This window comes from Massilia genomosp. 1 (assembly GCF_011682185.1).
In the GTDB taxonomy this organism is placed as follows: domain Bacteria; phylum Pseudomonadota; class Gammaproteobacteria; order Burkholderiales; family Burkholderiaceae_D; genus Telluria_A; species Telluria_A rubra.
Genome location: NZ_WHJF01000407.1, coordinates 1 through 428, shown reverse-complemented (window position 1 = coordinate 428; position 428 = coordinate 1). Strand labels below are relative to the sequence as shown.

At 54.2% G+C, this 428-nt stretch carries 1 pseudogene; it reads right to left on the bottom strand.

The features are described 5' to 3' along the window. Positions 1 to 72: 72 nt before the first annotated feature. Positions 73 to 428: pseudogene (locus tag F1735_RS34310) on the bottom strand (hypothetical protein); the annotation flags it as partial.

Sequence of the window (428 nt, the reverse complement as noted above, 5' to 3'; positions counted from 1 at the left end):
TGACGACCGTACACCTCAATCCCGAAAAAAGTGTCACGGAAGCCGTCACCAAAAAGGAGAAAAATCAAGCACTCAAAAAAGCAGCGTAAAAATCGTATTTAGGCGACAACTAGCTTGCAAATTTCCGTTGTAGACGAAATAGGTCGATGCGCCAGCCGCATCAGACTTGATAGCCCGCTGGCCGAGCCCGTTGTAGCGGTGTTGGACAGCCGCGCCACCGATGCCCGTGGCGCTGTTCAGACGCCCATTGTTGCCGTATGTATAGCGTATTGTTCCGTCACTGATGAGGCTACCTGTGGCATCGTACGTGTTGCGTTTGGCCGGTACCGGCCCGGAAGTCGACGTCAGCCGATTGCTGCCGGCATCAATGGTGTTGAGGTAGCTGTTCGGTCCGACAGTTAACTTTGTGCGGTTCCCGTTCGCGTCGT